This is a genomic window from Roseivirga sp. BDSF3-8, assembly GCF_041449215.1.
Classification (GTDB): domain Bacteria; phylum Bacteroidota; class Bacteroidia; order Cytophagales; family Cyclobacteriaceae; genus JBGNFV01.
The window spans coordinates 2299962-2324121 of record NZ_JBGNFV010000001.1 but is presented as its reverse complement, the minus strand read 5'-3'; the positions used below and the strand labels follow the sequence as shown (position 1 = coordinate 2324121).

Here is a 24160-nt window from a genome sequence, read left to right as displayed (position 1 = left end):
GCATGAGTAAAAAAAAGCTGGCGATACTGATCATCTCCCTCCGCGGGGGAGGCGCGGAGCGGGTAGCCTCTATCCTGCTGCAGGAGCTACACGAGGTATATGATGTGCACCTGGTGCTGATGAGCCGGGATATTGTCTATGACATACCGGATAACATTAGGATACACTACCTGACTGACCAGCCTGCGGATGAAAGTACGCTGAGCCGCATGATGAACCTCCCCCGGCTGGCGTGGGCCTATCATAAGCTGGCGCGCAGGGAGGGCTTTGATGTGTCGCTGTCTTTTATGTACCGCCCTAACTTTATTAATGTGCTGGCCCGCAAGCTGGGTATGAAGGCGCGTGTACTGATCAGTGAACGCAATAACCCGAGTGAGCAGCATCCGCTATTCAGGTTTCTGGTGAGAAGGCTGTATGGTGATGCGGACGTGGTGGTGCCTAATGCGGCAGGTATGGGCCGTGAGCTTATCAATAACTTCGGTGTGCCGGAAGCGAAAGTAGCGGTGATCCATAATCCGGTGGACTTCTCTCTGATCCGTGGGGAAGGTGATATACCTGCCAACGCTAATGCGGGTACTGAAGGGCCCTTCCGCTTTGTGACGCTGGGCCGGCTAAACCGCACGAAAAACCAGGTGATGCTGGTGGAGGCCATGCACGTGCTAGAAGATAAAGACTGTGTGCTGGATATAATCGGGGAGGGGGATCAGCGCCCGGTGATTGAAGATGCGATAAAAAAATATGGCCTGGAAAAGCGCGTAAACCTGCTTGGATTCAGAAAAAACCCCCACCAGTACATGGCCGATGCAAATTCTTTTGTATACGGTTCCAACTTTGAAGGCTTTCCTAATGTCTTGATAGAGGCCATGGCCCTGGGGCTGCCGGTAATCAGTACTGACTGCCGCTTTGGACCGAGGGAGATACTGCATCCGACGGATACGGATTATAGCCGCTCTGTAAGTGCCCCGCTAAGGGCTGAGTATGGCTACCTGCAGCCTCTGAATGATGCGAAGGCTATGGCTGACACTATGAGGCTGATAATGGAGAACAGTGACCTGAGAGAGCAAATGTCGAAGAAGAGCCTGGAAAGGGCGGGTGAGTACGAAAAGGATAAGATCATCACCCGATTTCGTCAAATCATCGGCTAGGAAATGCCCAAACTCATACGGATCACTACTGTACCTATCAGCCTTAAGCTGTTGATAACGGGCCAGATGAAATACATGGCCAGACAGGGGTATGATGTGTATATGGTAAGCGCAAAGGGCCCGGAGATACCGGAGGTGACGGCCCGCGAGGGGGTGCCACACAAGGTAATCGGGATGACGAGGCGCATCACGCCATTGGCAGACCTGCTGTCGTTATTCAGGATGATTCTGTATATGCGTGATATAAAGCCTGACATAGTCCATACACATACGCCAAAGGCGGGCTTGCTGGGAATGCTGGCTGCCTGGGCTTGTGGTGTGCCTGTAAGGGTACATACGGTGGCGGGCTTGCCGCTCCAAACGGCAAGGGGCATGAAATTCAGGTTGCTTACACTTATAGAAAGAATCACGTATGCCTGCGCTACGGAAGTATGGCCTAACAGCGGGGGGCTTTATTCTTACATAGAGCAAGGGAATCTCACTTGCTCTTCAAAGCTGCATATGATAGGCCGCGGCTCCTCTAACGGCATTGATCTGAGCGTCTACTCAAGGGAAGCCCTGGACTCTGGCACTCTCCGGAATATAAAGAGGGCGATAAGCTATGACGCTGAAAAGCGCTACTTGCTGACAGTGGGGCGCATGGTAAAGGATAAGGGCATAGTGGAGCTGGTGGAGGCATTTGACGAGGTGGCTGCCACCCGCCCGGATCTGCATCTTGTGCTGACAGGACCCTTTGAGGAAGAGGGCAATGCCCTGCCTGAAGCTGTCCGGGAGTATATCCTTCACCATCCGCGCATAACCCATATAGCCTGGACGGACGATATCCCTTACTACATGGCTATAGCTCACCTGCTTGTACACCCATCGCACCGGGAAGGGTTTCCTAATGTCCTTCTCCAGGCCGGCGCCATGGACTGCCCTATCGTATGTTCGGACATTTCGGGCAATAACGATATAGTTCAAAATGGAAGGACGGGCCTATTATTTGAGGCAGGCAAAAAAGACGCAATTGCTGAAAACCTTTCATGGGCATTGGATAGACCTGAGCAAATGAATAGTTTTGCACTAACTTTAAAAAGTGAAATTATCACTCACTTCAGGCGTGAAAATATACACGGTGAAATAGCGGGGCACTATCAGCGACTATTAGAAAAGGTAAAAAATTGAAGCCTGTAGTCATCATAGGATATTCAGGCCACGCCTATGTGGTTTGTGACCTGCTGGAACAGCTTGGGAGGCAAATTATGGGCTATTGTGATAAGGAGGCGAAAGCTGTAAATCCTTTTGGCCTGCGCTACCTGGGCAGTGAAACGGAAGGCAGTACATTAAGGGAGATTAAAAACTCAGACATCTTTGTCAGTGTAGGCGACAACTCTATTAGATTGAAAATCAGCAAGTTTCTTACAGGCCACCATTGCACTTTCTCTACTTTACTTCACCCTGCGGCGGTGATATCTGCCCATGCGCGCATACAAGCGGGCACCATGGCGGCGGCCGGTGCCGTGGTAAATGCGCTGGCGGAAGTGGGAGAAGGGGTGATACTGAACTCTGGCAGCATAGTGGAGCATGAGTGCCGGGTAGGTGCCTATGCACACATAGCGCCGGGTGCGGTGCTTGCCGGTAATGTGCAGGTAGGCGAAGGTGCCTTTGTGGGGGCTAATGCGGTAGTAAAACAGGGCATACGAATAGGCTCAGAAGCGGTGATAGGCGCAGGTGCGGTAGTAATAAAAGATGTGCCCGAAGGGGCTGTTGTAGCCGGTAATCCACAAAGAAAGATCAGAGGATGATACCATTGACGATACCGGAAATAAAAGGCAATGAGTGGAAGTACGTGAAGGACTGCCTGGATACGGGATGGGTATCTTCTGTAGGCGCCTACGTAAGCCGCTTTGAGCAGTCCGTGGCAGATTATAGCCACTCCTCTTATGGTGTGGCCACCATGAACGGGACAGCGGCTCTCCACATTTCCCTGCTGCTTAGCGGGGTGAAGCCAGGTGATTATGTAATTGTGCCCAATCTCACCTTTGTGGCGAGCATAAATGCGATCCGGTACACGGGGGCGAGCCCTCTGCTTATGGACATAGATGAGGCGAGCTGGCAAATGGACCTGGACTTGCTGGAACACTACCTGAAAGCAGAAACGACTGTAACTGAAGGTGTCTGCCGGTTAGATAAGGACAACCGGCCGGTAAGGTGTATTATGCCGGTGCATGTGCTGGGGGGCATAGGAGATATGGACCGGCTGTGCAAGCTGGCAGAGAGGTACAGCCTTACTATGGTGGAAGATGCCACGGAATCACTGGGTAGTACCTTCCGGGGCAAACCGGCAGGAAGCTTCGGTGCCTTTGGCTGCTTCAGCTTTAATGGTAACAAGATCATTACTACCGGAGGGGGTGGTGTACTGGTAACGGCAGATAAGGGGCTGGCCGAAAAGGCAAAACACCTGACGACACAGGCTAAGGCGGACCCGGAGGAGTACTACCATGACGAAACGGGCTATAACTATCGCCTGGTGAATGTGCTGGCTGCCATGGGGGTGGCCCAGATGGAGCAACTACCGGGCTTTATAAAGCGGAAGAAGGAAATTGCGGCTTACTACCGCGAGCAGCTTGGGGGTGTAGGTGATATACGCTTTCAGGAGCATGATAAGGACTGTGACAGCAATGAGTGGCTGTTTACGATCCGTACCGAGAGACAAAAAGGGCTGCTGAAGCGCCTGGCGGAAGAGGAGATCATAGCCAGGCCCTTTTGGGTGCCCATGAACAGGCTGCCTATGAGTAGGACTGATCTGTATGTGCAGGAGAAGGATGTGGCGGGTAAGGTGTATTCGGAGTGCCTTAGTATCCCCTGCTCCTCGGGCATTAGTGACGGAGAGCTTGAGACTGTCACGAAGACGATAAAAGAATTTTTCAGGAAATAAGAAATGGTGTTTCTGAATCTGTCAGCATTTATAAAGCGCATTACGGGCCGCAGCGAAAGCCTGCTGGCTCCTGATCTGGAGGCTTATCATGATGAACTAAGCAGCCGGATAGACGGGGCTTCGGTATTGGTCATAGGCGGAGCGGGCACCATAGGGTCAAATTTTATCAAGGCGCTGCTGGCCTATAAGCCAGCTAAACTATATGTAGCCGACACGAATGAGAACGGTCTGACGGAACTGGTGCGTGATCTGCGCAGCAACCCGGACCTGAATATACCGGAAGACTTTAAGACGTACCCGCTGGACTTCTCGGGGCCGGTCTTTGAAAAAATATACCGTGCCGAGGGCCCTTTTGATATGGTGGCCAACTTTGCGGCTCATAAGCATGTGCGCAGCGAAAAGGACCACTACTCTGTGGAGGCGATGGTGCGCAATAATGTGCTTAATGCGGTGGGTCTGCTGGAGCTGATGGCCGAACAGCCTCCGGGCCGCTTCTTCTGCGTATCGACGGACAAGGCGGCTAACCCGGTAAATGTGATGGGGGCGAGTAAGAAGCTGATGGAGGATGTGGTGCTGAACTATGCGGACCGCCTGCATGTGTCGACGGCGCGTTTTGCCAATGTGGCCTTCTCCAATGGCAGCCTGCCTGCAGGGTTTATTGAGCGCCTGCATAAGCAGCAGCCGCTGGCAGCTCCCAGGGACATCAGGCGCTACTTTGTCTCGCCGGAAGAGTCGGGACAGCTTTGCATGCTGGCTTGTGTGCTGGGGAATAACGGAGATATTTTCTACCCTCGCCTGGATGCGGATAAGGATATGGTATCCTTCACGAGAATAGCAGAGGACCTGCTGGCCGAGTATGGGTTAAGGCCTGATTATTGCAGTGATGAGAAGGAAGCTATACAAAAGGCGAAGAACCTTGACCCTGAGGCGAAAACGTATCCGGTTTTATTCTTTCCCAGCAATACAACGGGTGAAAAACCGTTTGAAGAATTTTATACGTCCCTGGAAACGAGGGATGAAGAGCGATTCACAAGCCTTGGTGTGATCACGGAAAGTGCCTGTGCGGCACCTGATGCGGCAGCGCTCAAATCAGACCTCGAAAAACTTTTTCAGAGGAATGATTACAGTAAAAAAGACGTTGTTCAACTCTTGGGCAAATATGTCCCGGGTTTTGCACATGAAGAGAAAGACAGACATTTAGACCAAAGTATCTGATACTATGTACCAGTATGTAAAAAGAGGTTTTGACCTTATCATCTCTCTGACCGTGTTTATCATGGTTAGCCCCCTGTTTCTGGCGATCATGCTGATCCTCAGTGTTACGGGTGAGCGGGAGGTGTTTTACCGCCAGAAGCGCGTAGGTTATAGAAATGAGCCGTTCTATATACTCAAATTTGCCACGATGGTAAAGAACAGCAGTAAGATCGGCACCGGAGATATTACCCTGCGCAATGACCCCCGGGTAACTAAAGTGGGGCGTATACTTCGCATTACCAAGCTTAATGAGCTCCCCCAGATCCTGAATGTGATCAACGGAGATATGAGCCTGGTAGGCCCGCGCCCTCTGATGCCTGTAAGCTTTGAGAATTATTCTCCTGAAGTACAGGCCAGTATTTATAATGCGAAGCCGGGGATCACAGGGATAGGCTCGATCATATTCAGAGACGAGGAAAAAATGGTTTCTGAGAGCGGAATGGAGCCGCGGATGTTTTACTCGCAGTTCATTTTCCCCTACAAAGGGGCGGTGGAAATGTGGTATCAGCGTAACTCCTGCTTTTTCACAGACTTAAACCTGCTGTTGCTTACTGTTTGGGTGGTGCTCAACTCAGACTCGAGAATATACTATAAGGTGTTCCCGGATCTGCCCAAAGAAACGGCCCAGTTCGCATAAAATCCTGAAAACAGGGGTTATTGATCGGCCAATTGCTTAATTTTGAGAGCGCAATGCTGAAGGTATGTCTTTATTGATCTACAGTTTTATCACTTCTTTTCTGGTGGCTTTTTTTACCATCCCGCTGGTAATAAAGTTTTTCACCAAAAAGAAGATATTTGATATACCTGGCGGCCGAAAGATCCATAAGAATTTTACTCCCTCCATGGGTGGTATTGGTATATTCGGGGGGCTAATGCTCTCGTCAGTCTTCTGGATGACTTCGGGTGAGCTGGCGGTTTTCAAGTATGTCTTCGGCGGGCTGGTGATCGTATTTATCACGGGCATGCGTGATGACCTCATTCCCCTTCGCCCTTCCTACAAGCTTATTGCTCAGATAGTGGCTGCTTCCATGGTAGTGGGACTCAGCGATATCCGCCTGAACTCCCTCCACGGCCTCTTTGGTGTATATGAAATCCCTTTTTGGCTTGGTACTTCCCTATCTGTTTTCACGATCATTGTCATCACTAACAGCTTTAACCTGATAGATGGGGTGGATGGTCTGGCAGGTACTATTTCCGTCATCGTGCTATCGTCCTTCGGGATCTGGTTTTACCTATTGGGTAATTACCCTATCAGTATCATGATCTTTGGCATGATCGGGGCCATAGTGGCTTTCCTAAACTTTAACTGGGAGCCGAGCCGGATCTTTATGGGGGACACGGGGGCGCTGGTCATCGGCTACTTTATGTCTATACTGGCTATTTATTTTATTGAGCAAAATGATAGCCTCTCGCAGGGGCATGCCTATAAATTTACGCCTACCATATCGACAGCGGTAGCGGTACTCATTATCCCTCTTTTCGACACGCTGCGCGTGTTTATTTCCCGTGCTATCCGGGGTAAGAGTCCTTTTTCGCCTGACATGACGCACCTTCATCACTTGCTTCTGCGCCTTGGCCTGAGCCATAGCGGGGCTGTCATGGTACTGGGGGGTGCTAATTTACTTTTTATCGTTATGGCCATTGCCATGAGCAGCCTGTCTGACGTTATCGCGCTGCCTGTAATAGTAGGGACGGCTCTCTTACTGAGCCTCTTTCTGGAAGGATTGGCCAGGAGACAGGATAAAAAAAGACAGAACGCTCTAAGTCGCCCTGCCTGATCATTTCATTTATTTTCCGGACAGCCTTACCAGCCTGTACACAGAAATGATGTGTTAAGCAGTGATTCCTTGTTATAGCGGAAAGGCTCCGGGCCGGTTTCGATCATTACCCTGCCGCCGGCAGCTTCGAGTACGGCATGGCCTGCGGCGGTATCCCATTCCATAGTGGGCCCGTGGCGATAATAAATATCTGCCTTGCCCTCTGCCACCATGCAAAACTTTAGGCTGCTGCCTACTGAAATACTGTCTGTAACACCATATTCGTTCAGGACCTTTTCTTCCTCAGGGTTAGCATGGGACTTGCTTCTTACTGCCACCAGGCCACTCTCCTTTTTACCGTTGACTGTAAGCTTCTGCTGCCAGTCTCCTTCTACCTTAAAGGCTCCGTCCTCTTTAGCTCCGTAGTACAGAATATCCTTGGCGGGCACGTACACCACACCGGCGACGGCTTCATTATTACGGATAAGCGCGATATTTACAGTAAACTCACCATTACGCTTGATAAATTCTTTAGTGCCGTCCAGGGGATCCACTAACCAGTACTCTTTCCACTGACTACGATCCTGATAAGTGATCTCTTTGCCTTCTTCACTAATGACGGGCATGTCCGGGAAACTTTTTTTCAGCCCTTCCATAATGACTTCATGAGAGGCCTTATCAGCAAGAGTAAGAGGCGAATTATCTTCCTTAAAGTCCACTACGGACGAAAAATCCTCGTTCTGATAAATGCCCATGATGGCAGCCCCGGCATTTCTTGCTATTTCAATAATGGTATTAAGTTCCATCTTTCAATTCTAAATGGCTAAATTTACGATTCAAAGCTACGTAAAATTCGAACTACGGTCCGAATACTATATTTTTTTATTATAGTTTTGTAAAAAACTTAGGTGATTTTGGAAAACATTCATCCAATTTTTGACACCATCCTGACTAAACAAGATAAGGAATCGCTTTTAAAACAGCGAGCCAAGGTTATCTGGATGGTGGGTCTGTCAGGATCCGGCAAGAGCACACTGGCCCGGGCGCTGGAAAATGACCTTCATAATAAAGGCTATTTAACCAAACTGCTCGACGGCGACAACCTGCGCACCGGGGTAAATAACAATCTTGGGTTCAGTACGGAGGAGCGCCGCGAAAACATTCGCCGTGCAGCAGAGGTTTCTAAACTTTTTGCCGATTGTGGCATCATTACCATTTGTTCGCTCATCAGCCCTACCCATGATATTCGCAGCATGGCGCGCGACATCATAGGCAGGGATTCGTACCTGGAGGTATTTATCAATTGCCCGCTGGAGGTATGTGAAGAGCGTGATGTAAAGGGACTGTATGCCAAGGCACGCAAGGGTGAAATAAAAGCATTTACCGGAATCAGCAGCCCCTTTGAGGCCCCTGCAACACCCGATATTGAATTACGGACGGATATACATAACTTAGCCGATAGTAGCCGGCAGCTTGTAGAGGCCGTTCTTCCGGTAATCGATTACAAAGACGAGAAATAACATCATTAATGACTTCTTATAATCTGACGCACCTCGAGCAGTTAGAATCGGAAGCGATTTTCGTGATACGCGAGGTAGCTTCGCAGTTCGAGAACCCTGTTCTGCTGTTCTCCGGTGGTAAAGACTCTATCACCGTTCTCAGGCTGGCTCAGAAAGCCTTTTGGCCTGCCAAGATTCCTTTTTCGCTCATGCACATCGACACGGGTCACAACTTCCCCGAGACTATCCAGTTTCGTGACAAGCTTGTGAAGGAGCTTGGTGTAAACCTGATCGTTCGCACGGTGCAGGACTCTATAGATAAGGGCCGGGCCCGTGAGGAGAAAGGACCTAACCCCAGCCGTAACTCTCTGCAGACCATTACGCTGCTGGATGCCATCGAAGAATTTAAATTTGACGCAGCTTTTGGCGGTGCCAGACGGGATGAGGAAAAGGCGCGCGCCAAGGAGCGATTCTTCTCTCACCGGGACGAATTCGGCCAGTGGGACCCTAAAAACCAACGCCCCGAACTGTGGAACCTGTTTAACGGCCGGAAGCACGTAGGAGAGCACTTCCGGGTGTTCCCGATCAGTAACTGGACTGAAATGGATGTGTGGCAGTACATCAAGCGTGAGGAGCTGGAAATACCCGAGATTTACTTCTCTCACGAGCGGGATGTGGTTACGCGCAGCGGGGTATTGCTTGCCAGGAGTGAGTTCATTACCCTGATGAATGATGAGGCATACGAAAAACGGGTGGTTCGTTTCCGTACCGTTGGCGATATGACTTGTACGGGTGCTGTTGAATCCCCTGCCGCTGATCTGGATCAGATCATACAGGAGGTAGCCGCGGCCCGTGTTACAGAACGCGGAGGCCGTGCAGATGACAAACGCTCTGAAGCTGCCATGGAAGACAGGAAGAAGCAGGGTTATTTCTAGAATATTTTTTAAAGAAGAGATTTCGAGATGATCGAACAATCCATAAATACAGAAGACTACCTGAAAATGGATCTTCTGAGGTTCACCACTGCCGGAAGTGTGGACGACGGTAAAAGTACGCTAATCGGCAGACTGCTGTTTGACTCAAAGGCTATTTTTGAGGACCAGATGGATGCCATAGAGCAGTCCAGCCAGAAGGCAGGCGACAGCTACGTAAACCTGGCGCTTCTTACTGACGGTCTGCGGGCAGAACGTGAGCAGGGCATTACCATTGATGTGGCCTATCGTTACTTTGCCACACCTAAGAGAAAATTTATCATTGCGGACACTCCCGGTCATATCCAGTACACGCGTAACATGGTTACCGGTGCTTCTAATGCCAACCTGGCTATTGTACTGGTAGATGCGCGTAATGGGGTGGTAGAGCAAACCTGCCGGCATGCATTTATCGCCTCTCTCCTACAGATCAAGCACCTGGTACTGTGCATCAATAAGATGGACCTGGTGGACTACAGTGAAGAGGCTTATGAGAAGATCAAAGATGACTTCGAGGATTTCAGCGCCAAGCTGGAAATACCTGACATACACTTCATTCCTATCAGTGCCCTGAAGGGGGACAATGTGGTGAAGAAAAGCGAAAACATGCCCTGGTATGACGGCGGCACGCTACTCTACACGCTGGAAAATGTGCACATAGGCAGTGACCTGAATTATGTGGACAGCCGCATGTCTGTACAGCGCGTGATACGCCCGCAGAGTGATGAGTACCATGACTTCAGAGGCTACGCGGGCCGTATAGAAGGGGGTATTTTCAAGCCAGGTGACGAGATACTCGCCATGCCCTCAGGCTTTACCAGTAAGATCGCCAACATCCACCTGATGGATAAAAAACTGGGTGAGGCCTTCCCTCCTATGTCGGTGGTGATGACGCTTGAGGATGACATCGACATTAGCCGCGGCGACATGATCGTAAAACCTCATAACCAGCCTACTGCCAGCCAGGATATTGAGCTGATGATTTGTTGGCTAAATGAGAAAAAGCTGCAGCCTAATGGTAAGTATGCTCTTCGCCATACCTCACAGGAAGTACGCTGCATTATTAAGGACGTGCGGTATAAGGTGAACATCAACACGCTGCACCGCATTGAAGACGATCTTGAAATTGGTCTTAACGATATCGGACGTATTCGTATTCGTACTACTAAGCCGCTCTTCTTTGACAGCTACAAGAAGAACCGTAATACGGGTAGCGTAATATTGGTAGATGAGTTTACGAACGAAACGGTAGGTGCTGGCATGATCATCTGATCGGCCTGCCGGGAAATAAAGAAGAAAGAGGAAATGCAGGATAAGATCCGGGAATTAACGAATGAGATAGAGGGCTATCAGGTTTCCAACAATGATGAACTGGAGGCCTATCGTCTGAAATTTATCAGCCGTAAGGGGGTGATGGGCGAGCTTTTTGCCGGGCTGAAGGACGTGCCCAACGAAGATAAAAAAGCAATGGGTCAGGCCCTGAACGTGTTGAAAAATGAGGCGCAGGATAAGTTTAAAGAACTTATTACCAGCCTGGAGGAAAGCACAGCAGGCGCTAAGTCTCATGACCATCCAGATCTTACCCTGCCGCCTGTGCCTGACCAGTTGGGCACTATTCATCCGCTGTCTAAAACGCAGCAGCGTATCATTGAAATATTTGAGCAGATCGGGTTCAGTGTGGCAGAAGGCCCGGAAATAGAGGATGATTTTCATAATTTCAGTGCACTGAACTTCCCGGAGAACCACCCGGCCCGCGAAATGCAGGACACATTCTTCATTGAGAAGAATCCGGATATGGTACTGCGTACGCACACTTCATCCGTTCAGGTACGGGTAATGGAAACGACGAAGCCGCCGCTGCGTAAGATCATGCCGGGCAGGGTATACCGTAATGAGGCGATTTCAGCGAGGGCCCACTGCTTCTTTCACCAGGTGGAAGGTATCTACATCGCTGAGAACGTGAGCTTTGTGGATCTTAAGCAAACGCTCTATCACTTTGCCAAGGAGATGTTCGGGCAGCAGAGTAAGGTACGCTTCCGTCCCAGCTACTTTCCGTTTACAGAGGTAAGCGCAGAAATGGACGTTAGCTGCGGCCTGAATGAGCCGGGCACCTGCGAAATTTGCGGAGGCCGTAAGAATGTATGTAAAGGTACCGGCTGGGTAGAGATATGCGGTGCAGGTATGATAGACCCCCAGGTGCTGGAGAACTGTGGTATAGACCCGGAAAAATACACTGGTTTTGCCTTTGGAATGGGGGTGGAACGTATCGCTATGCTGAAGTACAATATCGAGGATTTACGCCTTTTCTCTGAAAACGATATACGCTTCCTGCGTCAGTTTACCCCCATGGGATAATATAGAAGAACAAAGATTCTATGAATATAAGTAAAGTTGCCGTAGCCGGATCAGGTGTAATGGGCGCAGGTATCGCGCAGGTAGCTGCCATGGCTGGCTACGAGGTGATGATGTATGACCTGAAACCTGAAATGCTGGAAAAAGGTCTTGCCACTATCACTAAAAACCTGAATAAGGGAATAGAGAAGGGTAAGGTGACTAATGAACAGAAAGAGTCTGCCCTCTCCCTCATAGCGACTACGGATCGCCTGGAAGAGGTAAAGGCAGACCTTATCATAGAGGCGGTAGTGGAGCGGCTTGATGTAAAGCAAGGGTTATTTAAAAAGCTGGAGGAGATCAACGGACCCGATACGATTCTGGCGACAAACACCTCTTCTATTCCGGTAACACGTATTGGAGCGGCCCTCAAAAGGCCTGAAAACTTTCTTGGCCTGCACTTCTTCAATCCGGCGCATATTATGAAGCTGGTAGAAGTAATCAGCGGCGCTGCCACCAGCAGCGAGGTAGCCCAGGCCGGATACGACTTTGCGGAACGTATCGGAAAAACCCCGGCCGTGGCAAAAGATTCTTCCGGCTTTATCGTTAACCGTGTGGCGAGACACTTTTATGTAGAGAGCCTGAAAATTGCGGAGGAGGGTGTAGCGGATGTGGAAACGATAGACGGCCTGCTGCAAGGGGCCGGATTCCGTATGGGACCTTTCCGCCTGATGGACCTGATAGGAGTGGAAACGAACTTCAGTGTGACCAAAAGTATGTTTGAAGCCTTTCACTACGACGTTAAATTCAGACCCAGCCGCATACAGGAGCAAAAAGTGGATGCCGGTCACTTCGGCCGCAAGTCGGGCCGCGGCTTCTATAATTATGAGAAATAAGGCACATTATTTTCTAGTTCTCTTACTCAACCTCACTGGCTTATACCTGAGCGCCTGCTCATCTGATGAAGAGCCTTACCCCCGCTTTCCGGTGGTTACGGTATATGAGGAAGTATATCTGGACAACCCAATCCTGCAGGCAGACCTGGACAATCCGTCTAAGCGCTTTGTGTACCTTAACGCCGGCATTAATGGTATCATCCTCCACAAAACAATAGATGAGCGCTACATCGCGCTGGAAAGACTGTCTCCGGTAGATGTGGATGCTGACTGTACGGTGAATGTGGATGTGTCAGGCTTTTTCATTGACGACCCTTGCTCTGATGCCACGTGGGACCTTGAAGGAAACCCTTCCGGAGGTGGTAATGCATGGCCACTTTACCAATACCAGACCAGCCGCACAGGACAGGGCGGTAATTACCTGATCATTACAAACTAACGGAAGCCGGAGACTACAGCAGCTCTCCGATGATCTTCTCAATACTTATGCCTTCCGCCTCAGCCTTGAAGTTACGCACGATACGGTGACGAAGGGCGGGCACAGCAACAGCTTTTACATCTTCGATATCGGGAGAGTATTTAGCATTTAGCAGGGCATTACATTTGGCTCCCAGCACAAGGAACTGTGAGGCCCTGGGGCCTGCCCCCCACTCCAAGTATTCATTGGTAAGGGTATGCGCGCGCTCAGTCCCGGGTCTGGTCTTGCTTACAAGGTCCACAGCATACTCCACTACATTATCAGCCACAGGTACTTTTCGGACCAGCTCCTGGTAAGCCATGATTTCCTCAGCGGTCAGCACAGTATTCACCTGGTTTTTTACGGCGGTGGTGGTATTCTTCACCACTGTTACTTCATCTTCGTAACTGGGATAGTCCAGATTAATATTGAACATGAATCTGTCAAGCTGGGCCTCGGGCAGGGGATAGGTACCTTCCTGCTCTATGGGGTTCTGGGTAGCCAGCACGAAAAAGGGCCTGTCCAGCGGAAAGTATTGCCCGGCTATGGTAACGGCATACTCCTGCATGCTTTCGAGCAGGGCAGCCTGGGTTTTGGGCGGGGTACGGTTTATCTCATCAGCAAGGATGATATTAGCAAATATCGGCCCTTTGATAAACTTAAAGTTTCTGTCCTTATCCAATGTCTCAGCTCCGAGTATATCGGAAGGCATTAGGTCGGGCGTAAACTGAATACGGTTAAAACTCAGGTGAAGCGCTTCGGATATGGTTTTAATAAGGAGTGTCTTGGCCAATCCGGGCACGCCTACCAGCAGGCTATGGCCCTGGCAGAAAATGGAAGTAAGCAGCAGGCGGACTACCTTGTCCTGTCCTACGATTACTTTTGAAATTTCGGCAGTGAGCCGGGTATATGCTTCGTGAAAACTATCCGCTGCTTCAACATCGGTTTTAAACTGCACCATATATTCGAGCTAATTAAAAAAATTGGCCCCTGCTGTCAGGGGCTGTCCATTATTCCGCACTGATCGTAGTCCGGATCGATATAAATATACACTTCTTTTTTGGCCTGTTCGAACCAGTCGTCCAGTGCACTGGTCTTTTTCTCATTTTTTGTGGCCAGAAATATCTTCTGATAATCCTGCTTCAGGTTGGCCTGGTGAGGCGCTATCTTATCTTTATAATAGATAATGCGCATTCCTGTTTGCCCGTCTGCCGATGTGAATTCGATAGGCTCTGAAATATCCCCTACCTGCATGGTATCAATCGTAAAGAAAAGGGTGGGGTCGAGGTTTTCAGTACTCACCCGGGGTGTGCCTGTGTTATCCAGAAAGAAGCCGCCACTGTTGCCGGTCTGCTGATCATCGGAGTATTCCTTGGCTGTCTCTTCAAACTCTATACTATCATTAACGATAAGGGTACGAAGGCTATCAAGGTATTCAGAACTGCGCTTCAGGTCAGATGGCCTGGTCTTAGGCTTGATAAGTATGTGACGGGTATTGAATTCGTTACCCCTTCTTTCTATTAGCTGAATGACATGAAAGCCAAACTGTGTCTCTACTGGCATGCTTATCTCTCCAGGCTTCATTTTAAGGGAAGCCGCCTCATATTCAGGAGCAAGCTGCCCGCGTGCGAAGAAACCAATGTTACCACCGCTTCTCTCAGCACCAGGCTCTTCGGAGTACATTCTGGCCATTACGCCGAAATCAGCCTCGCCATTAACGATATCGCTCCGGATTTCTGTAAGCTGACGTTTCACCTTTTCCTTTTCTTCATCCGTAGGTTCGGGAAATTTCACTATCTGACCTACGGTTACTTCGGTAGAAAAGAACGGAAGGCTGTCCTGAGGTATCCTGTTGAAGAACTTTTTTACTTCTGCAGGTGATACAGTGACCGAGTTAGTAACTTCACTCTCCATGCGGTCAGCCGTAAGCTGCTCTCGCAAATCTCCGCGCAAATCGTTTCTGATTTCCTCTACGGATTTATTGTATATCTCCTGAACCTTCTCCTCACCACCAATCTGGGAAAGGATGATGTTCATACGCCGGGCCAGGTTAGCTTCAACTTCAGGCTCTGTCACTATGACGGAGTCTATCTCAGCCTTGGCAACTAACACCTTGGTGAGCACCAGGTCTGACAGCATCTGACACCTCACTCTGTCGCCTCCGCGCTGCCCTCTGGACATCAGGTCGAGGTAAGCTTTATCGAGGTCAGACTTGAGAATGATGTAATCATCTACCTTAGCTATGATCTTATCCACAACCATTCGCTCGCCTTCCCCACTCTGTCCGTATGCAAGGGGACTGATGGCCAGTAATACCCCCAGGCAACAGGTGACCAAAGCCACTATCCTCTTACTCAATCGAATAGATCTCAAACTCATTGTTATCTTTTGCTTCTTCGTATATATTCCTTTCTAGCTGGTCTGCTAGAGCTACTTTGCGTTTGTTAATGATGATGTTTCTGATATCATCTTTCACAAACTCTAACGGTGAGGTCTGGTCTGAAATTTTATAGTCCTGAATATGAAGTAGGTATTCGAACTTTTCATCGTCAGTTTCCGCAAAGGTATTACTTTCCAGAAACTGTACCTTATTGGGAATGCTCATAAAGGGCGTGTTGGCAATCACCTCATCAAAATTAAGCCATAGAGAATCCTCCATGGAATAGTTCATTGCAAACCGGAAGGCGTAGCTTTTAAGCTCTTTTTTATTTTCAGCATCGGGCTTCCTCATCATTTGTTTTATCTGAGCAAGCTTAGGAGCGTCTTTGGGTACTTTTAAAAACCACCCGCGAATGATGTTCTGCTTAAGCTGAAAATTGTCCTGATTGATATCATAGTAGGCCTTAACCTCCTCATTACTCACAGCCGTGTCCAGGTTCTCATTGATGTATTGTTTCTGAAATTCATAGACCATCAATGCATAGCGGTAGTCTAATATTTTTCTTTCAAGTTCGGCTTTATCATAATCCACCTCTTCCGAAGCTTGCGAGATAAGCAGTTGCTTCCTGACCCAGCTGCGGATGTAGCGGTCAACAAGGCTGGCGCTATCGGTAGCATTCATGCCTCTGGGGACTATCCCCGCCAGGTCTGTCATCCTTAGCTGAGCGTCACCTGCCTCGGCCACCAAGGGGTCCTCCGAATCGTCTTCTCTGCTACGTATACCCAACTTATCACATGATTGAAAAGCGAGCATCATCAGTAGGCAGACTAACCACCCTTTACTCATTCTCAAACTTCCTGTATATTTCGTTCAGTGCCCTCCGGTTTATCTCCACAGGGTATTTCTCCCGAAGTTCAGCTACCCACTCCTTTTCCAGATGCTCCTGGTAATCACTGATGACCTGACCTCTTATTTCAGACAGTTGCTTAGCCTGAGGCTCAAGCACCTCATATATCCGGATGAGGGCATTTTCATCATCTGTTACTTCATAAACTCCTTTTTCGGCAGGCAGGTCCTGTAGCATTTCGTTACCTGACACTTCAAACCGCCCATAATCTACACGGAATGACAATGGACGCCCCTCATTCAGGAAAGCCTCCATGTCTTTAGGAGACGTGCTCATAATGGCTAACGCCGCCGTGCTACTTTCCGTACCTTGTGTTCTCAGCTTTTCGCCATTTATGCCAAAACGGCTCAGGGTCTGGCGAACTGAGTCTGCAAACGCCTCATCTTCCTCAGGCAGTGAAGCCGTAAGGATCAATGATGATTTGGCATTTACCCGTCTGGCAAGGCTATCCAGCTTAAAACGGTGCAGGTTGTTGAACAGCATGTCACCATCTCCGGGTTCCAATACTGTGGTACTACCGGATACAGGGTAGAGGTCAGCTTTCAGCAGGGGCTTTACTTCATCTGCCAGGCTGGCATCTGAAAGTTTAATTATTGCTGCATTAAAACGTTTGCCCCATTGGTATTTTTCAATGTTTTCCTGGTAATAGTTCCGAAGCCCGCTAGTGTCACGGGTGGCTTTTGACCATACTTTTCGATCCATTAGTTCGAATAGTAATATACCTTCACGGTACTCCTGATACAGAAGGCGATAGTCATCGTACTTATCTGCCAGGTGCTCTTCTTCATACTCTACCAGTTTCATTTCTGTCCAGCGGTCATACAGGTTTCTTACGGAAGGCTCGGCAGTCCCTCCCCTGTTGAGCCCTTCAGCAGACCGTTCCGCGAGGGAAATGAAGTCGCTGACATAGTAAGGTTTTAAATTGATGGTAAATACCGCCTTGGACCCAAGTGAGTCTGACTGTGCTTTCTCCCAATTACCGGAAACAGCAGCTGTTGACACCAGAGCGACCATCTGCTCCAGGACCTCAGTATTCTCTTGGAATGAGTTTTCTTCTTTGAGGCGCTTAATGAGTGCTTTCTTGTTCACTTCGGCCCGGCTATCCCGGTTAATTTGCCGGGCAATATTTTCCCGGACATCCTCCAGAGCAGGAACTGACTGTCGCTCAAGAAGTCTAATAATATGCCAGCCATACGGGGTTTTAACAGGCTCGCTTATGTCTTTTGGGTTTTCTAGGGCGAAGGCAGCATTCTCAAAAGAGGGTACCATGTTACCAGTTCCAAACCAGGGAAGCTCACCTCCTCGATCTTTTGTATTCAAATCTTCTGAGTACTCACTGGCTGTCTCGAACCAGTCCGCTCCCTGGTCAAGCATACGGTAAATCTCTTCAGCTTTTTTACGGGCCGCCACGCTGTCTTCAACGCTCATACCCTGAGCGGCGCGAATCATAATATGAGCCACTTTTATTTTTCCGCGGCTTTCGCGCTTATCGTGTACTTTTACAATATGATAGCCATAGCGTGTACGGAAAGGCTCACTAACCTCCCCTTCCGCGGTGGCATATGCAGCCTCCTCAAATGGATATACCATTTGCATGGACGTGAAATAGCCGAGATTGCCGCCGTTTTGAACCGCAGAGGGGTCTTGGCTATTGGACCGGGCAAGTGCATTGAAATCCTCCCCATTTATGGCCCTGTCCCTTAGTGCGGTTATCTTTTGGTAGGCTGCCAGGGTGTCCTGCGGTGAAGCGCCGGGATCTACCGTGATAAGGATATGGCTTGCGTTCACCTCCTGCTTGCTTCGCTCGTATGCTTCTTCAATCAGGGCGTTGGTAATAGTTGTTTCGGTAAGATAGGGTTTGGCCAGTTGCTTACGGTAGGTCTCGAGCTCCTGTATAAAAGCTTCCTCATTTTGCAGCCCCAGTGATTCTGCCTCTTTTACCTTCAGCTTAAAATTTACGAATAGCTCCAGGTACTCGTCTATCTCCTGCCGGGTGATGACGGAGTCATTATTGAAGTTGTTCTTATTAAAAACATAAATGAACTCTTCGTTTGTTACCTCTTTGTCACCGACCTTAAACAGGTAATCGCTGTCATGACTTCCCTTTTTGGGTGCAGAACAAGCGGTAACTAAAAGGGCTAGTCCTAGGATGATACTTGCAGTCTTTTTCATTTACCTGGTTGTCAGATATATTTTTTACGCAAATCGATGACAATTTTAGCGATTTTTTCTGACAGAACATATGGAAAAGCTAAGGGGAGGGATACAGAGAGGGTAAAATCAGAGCTTTTTGAAGAGACGGCAGGTGTTTTGGTTGCGTTTGCTCTCGAACTGGATGTCGTCCATAATACGCCTTACCAGCATCAGGCCAATGCCTCCTTTCTTCTTTTTCCGAACCACTTCCTGAAGGCTGGGCTCCTTATATTCTGCAAGATTAAAGCCTATTCCCTTATCGGTGATTTCAAAAATAAAGTCATTGTCCTTGTTCACGCGGATGAACAGTTCAAGATGTTCGTTGGGATTACATTGGTGTGAATGGATCATCAGGTTGGCGCATACCTCATCCACCGCCAGCACAAGTTTGTTTACTTCCACTTCGCTGACGTTGTATTTAGCCAGTACTTCCGATACAAAAGACCGGATTTCGCACAGCTTATCCTTGCGGCAGGGTACTTTATATTTAAACTTAGCCGACAACCTCTATTGCTTTCTCTTTGGTATCTACTAACGTAAGTAATTGATCCAGGCCCAGAATTTGAAAAACATTTTTAACCTTTTCGTTTACGCCATAGATCACCATTGTTTTGCCTTCTTTTTTCATATCCTCAATGTAGGACATGAATACCCCCAATCCTGCTGAGGAAATATACTCCAGCCCGGAGCATCCTATGGCTATTTTTTTATAGCCACTTTCAAGAGCCTCAGCAATGGCTGTATCAAGGTGAATAGAAGAACTGGCATCCAGTTCGCCCTGAACGGTAATAAAAAATATTTCTCCTTCTGCCTGAGTATCAATATCCACCATAAATTGGTACGAATAATCCCCTTAAGGGTTTGTTTTCTTTATAAAAATTTTATAACCAGTGCGGTGTAATCATCGTCAAGTCTGGCCTCTCCGCTAAATAAATAGAGGTCTTCTAACACTTTATCGGAGATATCTTTAGGTTTTCCGGTAGCCTCTTTCTGAATCAAATTTTTCAGCCTCTCATATCCGTATTCCTCACCCTCCTTATTTCTGGCCTCCACAATACCATCGGTATACAGAAACATAACATCGCCAGGCTGATAGGTTACCGTGTTGGTTTGTACGTAGCGGCTGTACTCAGAGTTTCTTAAAATTCCGAGCCCCAGCCCACTATCGGCATAATAGCATGCTGATTGCGTTTCTTTGCTATAGTAAAGTGTAGGACAATGACCTGCCCTGACAAACTCAACAGTACGGGTATTAGTATTAATCAGGAAATAGGAAGCAGTAATGAAGCTGCTCTTATCAAGGCAGCGGCTGAGGGCGGCATTTGCCTGGATGATAAAGTCAGCAGGTGAGTCTTCCACATCTACGAGGCTATGGAAGACCCCCTTCATCTGAGACATATGAAATGCCGCAGAGGTACCCTTACCGCTAACGTCACCGATAATGACCGCTAGCTTATGATCATTTATTCTGAAAAAGTCATAATAGTCACCTCCTACCTCATCTGCTGCCTCGGAAAAGGAAACCATACTAAGGCTTTCTTCCTCTAATACGGAATGAGGCAGAAGGCTTCTCTGGACTTTTTTAGCAATTTTAAGGGCCTCCCGGTATCGTTCGTTCTCCAGGGCCTCACCGAGCAGACGGAAGTTTTCAAGGGATATACTGGCCTGATTACAAAAGGCATTGATGATATCAATCATCTCCTTGTTAAATCCATCTTTCACATCCTGCAGGAGGACGAGGGTGCCTACCTGCTCACTTTGCACAAAGAGGGGATATACCAGTATGGACTTATAATCCGGGTGGCGTAGGTTAGCAGACAGGCGTACATTTTCAGGATCGTCAGAGGACTCCCTATCGAGCACCTTCTTCACGCTGGCCTTATTTATATACCCTATAATCTCAGGGATTTCATTCTTACTCAGGTCGCGGGTATAGTAGGTGTTATTTTTTCGACCTTCAGCGCCGTATACTTCAAGCCAGGCTGCATTTGCAAGCACGGAGCTGGCGGCACTGTCAAGCAATATCTCGTATACACTTTCTTCCTGTTGCTCACGGGTTACTGTTTTACTAAGCCGCTGGAAGTTGATGACTTCCTCAAGTTTTTTCTCAAATACAGAAGATGTGGGCAGGTTAAAGAGTATAACCAAGAGTGAAAAAATAGCATAAGCCAGTATAAAAATGACCAGCGAAAGCATGAATACACTGGTGGTAGGCTCTATAGTAAAGTGATAACTGGTGCTGTACTCAAGCAGATTTTTAAGGAAGTACCATAAATAGAGGATGACCAATAAGATGAGTAATATGGCTTTCCACTTCTGCTTAAAATTCAAATAGGCTATCCACTTAAGATTTACACTGAGTACAAAACCCAGAATAAGCAGAGGGACTATAATAAATAATGAGACCGACTCGAATAGCTGCAGGTTAAAAAAATCGACAACTAAGCTACCTAAAAGCAGGTATTCGAAGGCATTCCAGGCAGTAAGTAGCCACCGGTTCTTCTGATATAGAATAAGGCGCTTCCATACCACAAAGGTGGAAAGCAGGAAGGCGAGAGTAAGACCAAGATTTATATGGTAGAAAAAATCTATGAGCAGGGCATTACTGGCAAGCTTACTGTTGCCCATCATAAAGAAAAAGAACTGTATGAAGAGGGAGACCACAGTGGCCACAAGGCCGGTAACAAATACCCGCCAAAGCAGATCGATGAAATTAACACTTTCCGCCTTACCAATCCTGAACCGGTAATAAATGAAAAGCAGTACAATGAAGAGATCGAGAAGAATGATTGGCAGGCTCTTATTAATGCCGGAATCAATGTTATTGATAGCACTGAACTGGGAAAAGAGGCCGGTTATGAGTAGCCCCAGCCAGGAGGTTACGGCAAGAAGCAGACTGATTCTTCTGATATGTCTGGCTGACAGCATTCGTGTTATTCTAATTCTGTTCCTCTTTGAGGCCTAAATTTAGTAAATACTTGAAATGAAGAAAGAGGACCACCCACTGATGGTCCTCTTTTTATGTCAAATACGCATAATCTTAAGTAGAAAGGTATTAGCGGCTATAGTTAGGCGCCTCACGGGTAATGGTAATATCGTGAGGGTGGCTCTCTGCCACACCTGCAGCGGTGATCTTGACAAACTTTGCCTGCTTAAGGTCATCAACCGTAGCAGCACCACAATATCCCATACCGGCGCGCAGGCCTCCGGTAAGCTGGTAAAGCACTTCTGAGACGAGCCCTTTATACGGAACACGTCCTACGATGCCCTCTGGTACAAGCTTCTTAATATCGTCTTCGGCGTCCTGGAAATAGCGGTCCTTACTGCCATCATCCATAGCCTCCAGAGAACCCATACCACGGTATGATTTATATTTACGTCCCTCCAGCAGAATAATGTCTCCGGGGGCCTCTTCTGTACCTGCAAGGAGTGAGCCGATCATTACTGAGCTGGCACCACCGGCCAGGGCTTTTACCACATCACCACTAAAGCGAATACCCCCATCGGCAATTATAGGCACATCGGTATCTTTAAGTGCAAGGTAACAGTCGATGACGGCAGAGAGCTGGGGTACGCCTACACCGGCTATAATACGGGTGGTACAAATACTTCCCGGCCCTACTCCTACCTTAACGGCATCGGCACCCGCATCAGCCAGGGCTTTGGCGGCATCACCCGTAGCCACGTTACCTACTATAAGTTCAAGGTCGGGAAATTTTGCTTTCACACGTTTGGCTGCCTCTATTACCCCTTTGCTATGTCCATGTGCTGTGTCAATGCTTACCACATCAACACCTGCGTTTTTCAGGGCTTCAATTCTTTCTATGAGATCAGGGGTCACACCTACTGCAGCCCCCACGCGCAGGCGCCCGTACTTGTCCTTGCAGGCGTTGGGCCTGTCTATGTTTTTGAGAATATCCTTGTAAGTAATAAGCCCGGAAAGCCTGCCCTCTTTATCTACAATAGGCAGTTTCTCTATTTTATATTGCTTAAGAATGTCCTCTGCTTCCTCCAGGGTTATGCCAGGCTTGGCCGTAATGAGGTTATTACTGGTCATAACGGAAGAGACGCGTGCCCCAAGATCCTTCTGGAACCGGAGATCTCGGTTGGTCACGATACCTACCAGTTTACCCTCAGCATCAGTAACAGGGATTCCCCCGATCTTATGCTCTTTCATGATTTTGACTGCATCAGAAACAGCCGCATTTTCATTGAGCGTAATGGGATCCAATATCATCCCACTCTGCGAGCGCTTAACCTTACGAACCTGATCGGCCTGACGCTCGGTGCTCATGTTCTTATGAATAAAGCCCAACCCACCCTCAAGGGCCATGGCTATTGCAAGATCTGCCTCAGTCACTGTATCCATAGCAGCAGATACCAGTGGAATATTGAGATTGATATTGCGAGTTAGCCGCGTGGGGGTGGTGGTATCGCGGGGTAGAACTTCGGAATAACCGGGAATTAAGAGGACATCATCGTAAGTGAGCGCCTCTTTAATGAAAAAGGAAGTGTCGTGGTTCATAGCAAATAACCCTGTAATTATTTGCCAGTCAAAATTACGCAGCATTTACCAGATTTAAAACCTGATGCCTCACATAAATTTTCAGAAATCTCCCTAATCTTCAGGAATGTACCTTAGCAGGACTAGTGGAGCCGCCTGACCCGCACCCGCAGGCTGGGATATTTCCAGCTTCTCTTTATCCCACTTTGCCAAGGTCTTTTCACCTGTGAATTTGTGCCAGATCATATTATACACACCGCTGATGTCTGCTTTCTTAAGTATGCCCAGTACTTCGCCTTCTTCAGCACGGTAGTTACCAGCTTCGTAAACGACTACCTGCCACACATCTTCCATAGGGATAACGGCTACGGTAAAGTCCCCCTCTCCTTCTTCTACACGATACAGTCCGATGATAGAGGGATTTACGGCGGCATTGATCATGGTATCGAGCTCTTCCTTTTCATATTGAAGACGTTTGCTCTTTTTAGACTTTTTGGCTTTATCTTCCTGAAAATCCAGTTGGAAATCTTTTAGCTTCCTTAGCGCCCAGGAACCTCCGTCCTGAAAGGCATCTGCAGGGGAGTTTCCGGAACCACCGCCTTTAGCGCGGTACATAAGCACTCCGTTACAGTCTTCGAAATCAAATATTACCTGGTACTTACCTATCATACGAGGCACTGTTTCTATGGTAGCGTAGGTGGCCAGGCAGGGGTTTTTCTTTAGCTCTGCAGGCCAGTTAGACTGGTCACCCATCAGGACTTTGTATCCGCTACTCAACATGGTAGCAGACACCTGGGATACCAGCCCATATGGATCGAGTGTGTCTTCCTCTCCGTATGATGGGTCTATGACCACGTATTTTACGGAGTTCATAACATCAGGCACCTGCGCCAGCAGGGGCGCGCATGTAAGTAGTGACAGGGTAAGAAGCAGGTATTGTTTCATA

Annotated in this window: 23 protein-coding genes; 13 read left to right on the top strand and 10 right to left on the bottom strand. The window is 48.4% G+C overall.

The window, feature by feature from the left end; translation table 11 throughout:
• Positions 1 to 2 precede the first annotated feature (2 nt).
• The 7 genes from AB9P05_RS09590 (at position 3) to AB9P05_RS09560 (ending at position 7097) form a co-directional block, all read left to right on the top strand.
• Positions 3 to 1145 carry a glycosyltransferase gene (locus AB9P05_RS09590; RefSeq protein ID WP_371908604.1) on the top strand — a complete coding sequence of 381 codons (1143 nt, stop codon included), beginning with the start codon at positions 3 to 5 and terminating at the stop codon, positions 1143 to 1145.
• Positions 1146 to 1148: 3 nt separating this feature from the next.
• Complete coding sequence (locus tag AB9P05_RS09585; RefSeq protein ID WP_371908603.1) at positions 1149 to 2312, top strand: glycosyltransferase family 4 protein; 1164 nt, start codon at positions 1149 to 1151, stop codon at positions 2310 to 2312.
• On the top strand, positions 2309 to 2932 hold the full coding sequence (locus AB9P05_RS09580) for an acetyltransferase (protein WP_371908602.1): 624 nt from the start codon (positions 2309 to 2311) through the stop codon (positions 2930 to 2932). Before AB9P05_RS09585 ends, AB9P05_RS09580 begins: the two co-directional genes overlap by 4 nt.
• Positions 2929 to 4065 carry a LegC family aminotransferase gene (locus tag AB9P05_RS09575; protein WP_371908601.1) on the top strand — a complete coding sequence of 379 codons (1137 nt, stop codon included), beginning with the start codon at positions 2929 to 2931 and terminating at the stop codon, positions 4063 to 4065. Before AB9P05_RS09580 ends, AB9P05_RS09575 begins: the two co-directional genes overlap by 4 nt.
• Before the next feature lie 3 nt (positions 4066 to 4068).
• Positions 4069 to 5280: a polysaccharide biosynthesis protein gene (locus AB9P05_RS09570; RefSeq protein ID WP_371908600.1), complete on the top strand. Its 1212-nt coding sequence runs from the start codon at positions 4069 to 4071 to the stop codon at positions 5278 to 5280.
• 4 nt (positions 5281 to 5284) lie between these two features.
• Positions 5285 to 5956, top strand: a complete 672-nt coding sequence (locus AB9P05_RS09565; protein ID WP_371908599.1) for a sugar transferase — start codon at positions 5285 to 5287, stop codon at positions 5954 to 5956.
• A 64-nt stretch (positions 5957 to 6020) separates the two neighbouring features.
• Positions 6021 to 7097, top strand: coding sequence for a glycosyltransferase family 4 protein (locus AB9P05_RS09560; RefSeq protein ID WP_371908598.1), 1077 nt, complete (start codon positions 6021 to 6023; stop codon positions 7095 to 7097).
• 26 nt (positions 7098 to 7123) lie between these two features.
• Here AB9P05_RS09560 and cysQ read toward each other — a convergent pair whose 3' ends face one another.
• Positions 7124 to 7882 carry a 3'(2'),5'-bisphosphate nucleotidase CysQ gene (gene cysQ, locus AB9P05_RS09555; RefSeq protein WP_371908597.1) on the bottom strand — a complete coding sequence of 253 codons (759 nt, stop codon included), beginning with the start codon at positions 7880 to 7882 and terminating at the stop codon, positions 7124 to 7126.
• 108 nt (positions 7883 to 7990) lie between these two features.
• On the opposite strand from cysQ, the gene cysC reads away from it, so the two are divergent.
• From cysC to AB9P05_RS09525, 6 genes are read left to right on the top strand one after another with little or no spacing between them, the layout of a single operon-like run.
• Complete coding sequence (gene cysC, locus AB9P05_RS09550; protein WP_371908596.1) at positions 7991 to 8596, top strand: adenylyl-sulfate kinase; 606 nt, start codon at positions 7991 to 7993, stop codon at positions 8594 to 8596.
• Between the two features lie 8 nt (positions 8597 to 8604).
• Positions 8605 to 9510, top strand: coding sequence for a sulfate adenylyltransferase subunit CysD (cysD, locus tag AB9P05_RS09545; RefSeq protein ID WP_371908595.1), 906 nt, complete (start codon positions 8605 to 8607; stop codon positions 9508 to 9510).
• Between the two features lie 27 nt (positions 9511 to 9537).
• Positions 9538 to 10818 (top strand): sulfate adenylyltransferase subunit 1, encoded by a 1281-nt coding sequence (locus tag AB9P05_RS09540; protein WP_371908594.1) that lies wholly within the window; start codon positions 9538 to 9540, stop codon positions 10816 to 10818.
• A gap of 33 nt (positions 10819 to 10851) precedes the next feature.
• Positions 10852 to 11901 (top strand): phenylalanine--tRNA ligase subunit alpha, encoded by a 1050-nt coding sequence (gene pheS, locus AB9P05_RS09535; RefSeq protein WP_371908593.1) that lies wholly within the window; start codon positions 10852 to 10854, stop codon positions 11899 to 11901.
• Positions 11902 to 11921: 20 nt separating this feature from the next.
• Positions 11922 to 12773 carry a 3-hydroxyacyl-CoA dehydrogenase family protein gene (locus AB9P05_RS09530; RefSeq protein ID WP_371908592.1) on the top strand — a complete coding sequence of 284 codons (852 nt, stop codon included), beginning with the start codon at positions 11922 to 11924 and terminating at the stop codon, positions 12771 to 12773.
• Positions 12763 to 13212 (top strand): hypothetical protein, encoded by a 450-nt coding sequence (locus AB9P05_RS09525; RefSeq protein ID WP_371908591.1) that lies wholly within the window; start codon positions 12763 to 12765, stop codon positions 13210 to 13212. Before AB9P05_RS09530 ends, AB9P05_RS09525 begins: the two co-directional genes overlap by 11 nt.
• 13 nt (positions 13213 to 13225) lie before the next feature.
• Here AB9P05_RS09525 and AB9P05_RS09520 read toward each other — a convergent pair whose 3' ends face one another.
• The 9 genes from AB9P05_RS09520 to AB9P05_RS09480 all read right to left on the bottom strand — a co-directional run bounded on the left by AB9P05_RS09520 (position 13226) and on the right by AB9P05_RS09480 (position 24159).
• Positions 13226 to 14188 carry an AAA family ATPase gene (locus AB9P05_RS09520; RefSeq protein WP_371911344.1) on the bottom strand — a complete coding sequence of 321 codons (963 nt, stop codon included), beginning with the start codon at positions 14186 to 14188 and terminating at the stop codon, positions 13226 to 13228.
• 38 nt (positions 14189 to 14226) lie between these two features.
• Positions 14227 to 15609 (bottom strand): peptidylprolyl isomerase, encoded by a 1383-nt coding sequence (locus AB9P05_RS09515; RefSeq protein ID WP_371908590.1) that lies wholly within the window; start codon positions 15607 to 15609, stop codon positions 14227 to 14229.
• Positions 15581 to 16426 carry a peptidyl-prolyl cis-trans isomerase gene (locus AB9P05_RS09510; protein ID WP_371908589.1) on the bottom strand — a complete coding sequence of 282 codons (846 nt, stop codon included), beginning with the start codon at positions 16424 to 16426 and terminating at the stop codon, positions 15581 to 15583. The genes AB9P05_RS09515 and AB9P05_RS09510 overlap by 29 nt, the downstream gene beginning before the upstream one ends.
• A 22-nt stretch (positions 16427 to 16448) precedes the next feature.
• Complete coding sequence (locus tag AB9P05_RS09505; protein ID WP_371908588.1) at positions 16449 to 18689, bottom strand: peptidylprolyl isomerase; 2241 nt, start codon at positions 18687 to 18689, stop codon at positions 16449 to 16451.
• A 108-nt stretch (positions 18690 to 18797) separates the two neighbouring features.
• Entirely contained in the window at positions 18798 to 19214 is a 417-nt protein-coding gene (locus AB9P05_RS09500) for an ATP-binding protein (RefSeq protein ID WP_371908587.1), read from the bottom strand.
• Positions 19204 to 19542 (bottom strand): STAS domain-containing protein, encoded by a 339-nt coding sequence (locus AB9P05_RS09495; protein ID WP_371908586.1) that lies wholly within the window; start codon positions 19540 to 19542, stop codon positions 19204 to 19206. The genes AB9P05_RS09500 and AB9P05_RS09495 overlap by 11 nt, the downstream gene beginning before the upstream one ends.
• A gap of 38 nt (positions 19543 to 19580) precedes the next feature.
• On the bottom strand, positions 19581 to 21638 hold the full coding sequence (locus AB9P05_RS09490) for a GAF domain-containing SpoIIE family protein phosphatase (RefSeq protein WP_371908585.1): 2058 nt from the start codon (positions 21636 to 21638) through the stop codon (positions 19581 to 19583).
• Positions 21639 to 21765: 127 nt separating this feature from the next.
• Positions 21766 to 23235 (bottom strand): IMP dehydrogenase, encoded by a 1470-nt coding sequence (gene guaB / locus AB9P05_RS09485; protein ID WP_371908584.1) that lies wholly within the window; start codon positions 23233 to 23235, stop codon positions 21766 to 21768.
• 93 nt (positions 23236 to 23328) lie between these two features.
• Positions 23329 to 24159 (bottom strand): hypothetical protein, encoded by an 831-nt coding sequence (locus AB9P05_RS09480; RefSeq protein WP_371908583.1) that lies wholly within the window; start codon positions 24157 to 24159, stop codon positions 23329 to 23331.
• Between the last annotated feature and the right edge of the window lies 1 nt (position 24160).

Bases quoted from the DNA above. Each gene is read 5' to 3' on its own strand.
- AB9P05_RS09530 (WP_371908592.1), top strand. From the start codon at position 11,922: ATGAATATAAGTAAAGTTGCCGTAGCCGGATCAGGTGTAATGGGCGCA.
- AB9P05_RS09565 (WP_371908599.1), top strand. From the start codon at position 5,285: ATGTACCAGTATGTAAAAAGAGGTTTTGACCTTATCATCTCTCTGACC.
- AB9P05_RS09505 (WP_371908588.1), bottom strand. From the start codon at position 18,689: ATGAAAAAGACTGCAAGTATCATCCTAGGACTAGCCCTTTTAGTTACC.
- AB9P05_RS09510 (WP_371908589.1), bottom strand. From the start codon at position 16,426: ATGATGCTCGCTTTTCAATCATGTGATAAGTTGGGTATACGTAGCAGA.
- AB9P05_RS09585 (WP_371908603.1), top strand. From the start codon at position 1,149: ATGCCCAAACTCATACGGATCACTACTGTACCTATCAGCCTTAAGCTG.
- AB9P05_RS09515 (WP_371908590.1), bottom strand. From the start codon at position 15,609: ATGAGTTTGAGATCTATTCGATTGAGTAAGAGGATAGTGGCTTTGGTC.
- pheS (WP_371908593.1), top strand. From the start codon at position 10,852: ATGCAGGATAAGATCCGGGAATTAACGAATGAGATAGAGGGCTATCAG.
- AB9P05_RS09590 (WP_371908604.1), top strand. From the start codon at position 3: ATGAGTAAAAAAAAGCTGGCGATACTGATCATCTCCCTCCGCGGGGGA.
- cysD (WP_371908595.1), top strand. From the start codon at position 8,605: ATGACTTCTTATAATCTGACGCACCTCGAGCAGTTAGAATCGGAAGCG.
- cysQ (WP_371908597.1), bottom strand. From the start codon at position 7,882: ATGGAACTTAATACCATTATTGAAATAGCAAGAAATGCCGGGGCTGCC.
- AB9P05_RS09560 (WP_371908598.1), top strand. From the start codon at position 6,021: ATGTCTTTATTGATCTACAGTTTTATCACTTCTTTTCTGGTGGCTTTT.
- AB9P05_RS09540 (WP_371908594.1), top strand. From the start codon at position 9,538: ATGATCGAACAATCCATAAATACAGAAGACTACCTGAAAATGGATCTT.
- AB9P05_RS09575 (WP_371908601.1), top strand. From the start codon at position 2,929: ATGATACCATTGACGATACCGGAAATAAAAGGCAATGAGTGGAAGTAC.
- AB9P05_RS09570 (WP_371908600.1), top strand. From the start codon at position 4,069: ATGGTGTTTCTGAATCTGTCAGCATTTATAAAGCGCATTACGGGCCGC.
- AB9P05_RS09480 (WP_371908583.1), bottom strand. From the start codon at position 24,159: ATGAAACAATACCTGCTTCTTACCCTGTCACTACTTACATGCGCGCCC.
- AB9P05_RS09495 (WP_371908586.1), bottom strand. From the start codon at position 19,542: ATGGTGGATATTGATACTCAGGCAGAAGGAGAAATATTTTTTATTACC.
- guaB (WP_371908584.1), bottom strand. From the start codon at position 23,235: ATGAACCACGACACTTCCTTTTTCATTAAAGAGGCGCTCACTTACGAT.
- AB9P05_RS09525 (WP_371908591.1), top strand. From the start codon at position 12,763: ATGAGAAATAAGGCACATTATTTTCTAGTTCTCTTACTCAACCTCACT.
- AB9P05_RS09490 (WP_371908585.1), bottom strand. From the start codon at position 21,638: ATGCTGTCAGCCAGACATATCAGAAGAATCAGTCTGCTTCTTGCCGTA.